Here is a 2,980-nt window from a genome sequence, read left to right on the forward strand (position 1 = left end):
AACGGAAGTCTCCCTCCCCCTTGTGGGGAGGGGTTAGGGGTGGGGGTCCATCGTAGAGCGAAAGCCTCGGCTTTCCAGCTGCTGCCACAAGGGGAGAAGGGAAGAGCACTACAGCTCCAGGTTCCAGTTCTGGCCGACCAGATCCTTGCCGAAGGCGTGGTGGCGCTCTTCGTCGGCCAGCTTGAAACCGGCCGCCTCGTAGATGCGGCGCGCTGAGGTGAGCACGTCGTTGGTCCACAGCGTCAACCTCTTATATCCCTTGGCACGGGCAAAGCCGATGCATTCCTCGACCAGCCGCCTGCCGATGCCGAGACCGCGCGCCGAGGGTTCGACATAGAGCAGGCGCAGCTTCGCCACCGTGTCCGACTGGCGCACGACAAAGACCGAGCCGACGACATCCCCTTCCTGCTCGGCGACCCAGCTGCGTTCCCATTTCGGATCGAAGGATTTGACGAAGGCGCCGAGGATTTCGGCGACCAGAGCCTCGTAGGTTTCGTCCCAGCCATATTCCTGCGCGTAGAGCAGGCCCTGGCGATGGATGATCCAGCCGATGTCGCCGACCTGCAAAGGCCGCAGCATGTAGGGGACCTTGGGCTCTGCACTCTCGCCCAGCAGGCGCTGCACCGTCTGCATGGCGTTGACCAGCCTGTCCTGTTCTTGAGCGGGAAGTCGGTCGAGCAAAGCCGCGACCTGATCGTGCGAGCCCTGGTTCAGCGGCGCGAAGGCCGCCCTTCCCGCCGGCGTCAGCGCGATCGACGAGCGCCGCGCATCGGCTTGCGTCGCGGCGCGCTCGACCAGGCCGCGCTCCTCGAACTTTTTCAACAACCGGCTGAGGTAGCCGGGGTCGAGACCGAGATGGCGCGCAAGATCGGTGGCGGTCAGGCCGTCGCGATGCGCCAGTTCATAGAGCACCCGAGCCTCGGTCAGCGAGAAGACACTTTTCAGCAGTCCTTCGTCGAGCAGGCCGATCTGGCGGGTGTAGAAGCGGTTGAAGCCCCGCACCGCATCGATCCGCTCCTTGCCGGGTTGATGATGAATCGTCATGGCATCCTCCTGCCCGCACAAGATCAACCACTTATTTGACTCAGTCAAGTATCTGTTCGAAGCAGGGCATTGTCCAATTCGGCGGATGAGCCTTCGAACGACTTATTGCTTCGCGACACTTGGCATGCTCAGTTTCGACGAAGTGCGCGTCGGGCGAGCGGCTCCTATCCGCTGGCGCGGATGCTCACTTTGGTGCTTGGTTCGCAGGGGGCGCTGAGGAGAAGAGCATAGACACATTCGCACGACCCGAAGATCTTGAATTTAGCTTCATCGGGTGAGGCGATCCTATTGCAAGGATCATCGTGTCCGCGCATTCTGGATTGTTGGAACTGCGCTGGCCAGTAACACGGGCGGGGGTAATGAAGAATTTTTTGGTGACATTACTGCTAATTTTTGCAGTCCAGTCGTGCTTTTTACCCGCCTCAGTCGACGCCGAAGGGCTTCCAACTAAGGTGCCCTTAATCAAATTGGAGTACCCGGGAAAGCCAAAGAATATTCGCATGCTCTATGTGAAAATTCTTTCTTTGGGCAATCGCACGGTCAACCAACCGTTGCTGCTCGATACCGGATCGAGCGGAGTGACGATCGATTGCAAATCGGTGCTGCCCGCCGAGACCTGTTCAGACACAGGAATAAAGATTACGCAGGATCAGGAGATAGACGGGATAACGGTCACCACCAAAGAAGCAGTTATGAACTATGGAACCTACGATGAGTACGGCAACGTTGCCTACGCTCGCGTGACTTTTGGTTCGCCGGACTCTCCGGTCTCCACCGAGACCTCAATCCCATTCCTCATCCGTTACAAAACAGTCAGGCGCAGTACCGGAGAAATCGTTGGCGGCCCGCTTTGGCCCAAGGGGACTTTCGGTATCTCTCCTGTTGGCGGAGGCGGACCAGACCGGATGATCAAGTCCCCGCTGGCGTACGTGAGCGCTGGACCCGGCCTGCACAGGGGCTATTATCTCTCTCCGATCGGCACCAAGTGGAAGGTCTGCACGAACGAGGACGGCAACTGTCCGCAAGTAGAGGCGCTCCACATCGGCGTGCCGAAAGATGTTAAAAAAGACTTCAGGGTGCAAAGGTGGAAACAGACCAATTGGCGATACAATTTTCCCACCCTCGACTCCTGTCTCTCTTGGGGATCTGAGCCCATTTGCCGGCCAACGCTCTACGACACAGGCAACTCAACGATTATGGTCGTAACCGACGCCTCGAAGCCTCGCACGTCATTGAAGACCGGCACGAAGGTCTTGGTAAAAACTGACGGCCAGGAGGATTGGAACTTCACGACCACATACAATCCTGAGGTGGAGATCGTTCCTGGGCTCGAGCACAACATTGTCGGCATCCGATATTTCGAGAAGAACAGCCTGCTGTTTGATTTTGAAACTCGGGAGATCGGCTTGCGTCTCGGACACTGACTTCCGTTCTAACTGTCAGTAAGATTCGATCAGATCTCAGGTGGCAATTGAGATTTTCCACAATCGCGTTGCGGGATGGAAATAATTTCGCGCGGCGGTACCCTCTCTCTCGCCTTGACTCTCGCCAGCCATCAGCTTATCTCACCGCCACGTTAGCACTCGCCATTGGTGAGTGCTAAGCGTAGGTCCGGCGTCGCCGGGCTTATAGGTTGTCCGGCGCCGCCGGACGGAGGAACTGTTCTCACCATTCTCATCGAGGAATAAAAAATGGCAAAGTCGAAGTTCCGCCCGCTTCATGACCGCGTGGTCGTACGCCGGGTTGAATCCGAATCCAAGACTGCCGGCGGGATCATCATCCCCGATACGGCGAAGGAAAAGCCGCAGGAAGGCGAGATCATCGCCGTTGGTTCCGGCGCCCGCGACGAAGCCGGCAAACTCGTCCCGCTGGACGTCAAGGCCGGCGACCGCATCCTGTTCGGCAAGTGGTCGGGCACCGAAGTCAAGCTCAATGG

3 protein-coding genes are annotated in these 2,980 nt (G+C 58.2%); 2 read left to right on the top strand and 1 reads right to left on the bottom strand.

The window, feature by feature from the left end; genetic code table 11:
- Positions 1-108 precede the first annotated feature (108 nt).
- Entirely contained in the window at positions 109-1,044 is a 936-nt protein-coding gene (locus AC0L14_RS34575; RefSeq protein ID WP_473752203.1) for a bifunctional helix-turn-helix transcriptional regulator/GNAT family N-acetyltransferase, read from the bottom strand.
- Positions 1,045-1,403: 359 nt separating this feature from the next.
- Between AC0L14_RS34575 and AC0L14_RS34580 the strand changes: the two genes are divergently transcribed.
- Together AC0L14_RS34580 and AC0L14_RS34585 are read left to right on the top strand one after the other, a co-directional pair.
- Complete coding sequence (locus AC0L14_RS34580; protein ID WP_473752204.1) at positions 1,404-2,468, top strand: hypothetical protein; 1,065 nt, start codon at positions 1,404-1,406, stop codon at positions 2,466-2,468.
- Between the two features lie 267 nt (positions 2,469-2,735).
- Positions 2,736-2,980, top strand: a 245-nt coding sequence (locus AC0L14_RS34585; RefSeq protein WP_292539378.1) for a co-chaperone GroES, incomplete at its 3' end; no start/stop codon positions are given.

The sequence above is a fragment of the Mesorhizobium sp. WSM4841 genome (assembly GCF_055811515.1).

Bases quoted from the DNA above. Each gene is read 5' to 3' on its own strand.
- AC0L14_RS34575 (WP_473752203.1), bottom strand. From the start codon at position 1,044: ATGACGATTCATCATCAACCCGGCAAGGAGCGGATCGATGCGGTGCGG.
- AC0L14_RS34580 (WP_473752204.1), top strand. From the start codon at position 1,404: ATGAAGAATTTTTTGGTGACATTACTGCTAATTTTTGCAGTCCAGTCG.